The organism is Silvania confinis, from assembly GCF_025564085.1.
Classification (GTDB): domain Bacteria; phylum Pseudomonadota; class Gammaproteobacteria; order Enterobacterales; family Enterobacteriaceae; genus Enterobacter; species Enterobacter confinis.
Genome location: NZ_JAMGZJ010000026.1, coordinates 1 through 410, shown reverse-complemented (window position 1 = coordinate 410; position 410 = coordinate 1). Strand labels below are relative to the sequence as shown.

General features: G+C 72.4%; 1 protein-coding gene. It reads right to left on the bottom strand.

Annotation, left to right across the window (positions count from 1 at the left end):
• Window positions 1–410, bottom strand: a 410-nt coding sequence (locus tag M8013_RS00115) for an LLM class flavin-dependent oxidoreductase (RefSeq protein WP_271265818.1), incomplete at both ends; no start/stop codon positions are given.

Genomic DNA, 410 nt, shown 5'->3' with positions numbered 1-410 from the left:
AGCCTCGAATCAGGAAGGTCGAGACGCCCAGCCGGTAGTACTCGCCAAGCGCAGCGGCAACCTGCTCGGGGGTGCCTACCAGGGCGGTGGAGTTCCAGCGCGCCCCGGTCAGCCGGGCCACGCCGGTCCACAAACGGCTGTCGAGCACCTCGCCCTGCTCGGCGGCGGCCAGCAGGCGCTGCGAACCGACGTTCTGCGGCTGGTGGTCGCGCAGCGGCAGACCGAGGCGCGCACGGTTCTCGCGGACCTGTTCGAGCACCTCGGCGGCACGCTTCCAGGCGGCCTCCTCGGTATCCGCGACGATCGGCCGGAATGACACCGAGAAGCGCGGATCGCGTCCCTGGGCCTTGGCGGCGGCGCGCACTCGGCGGATATGCCCGTCGACCGCGGCCAGCGGCTCGCCCCAGAGC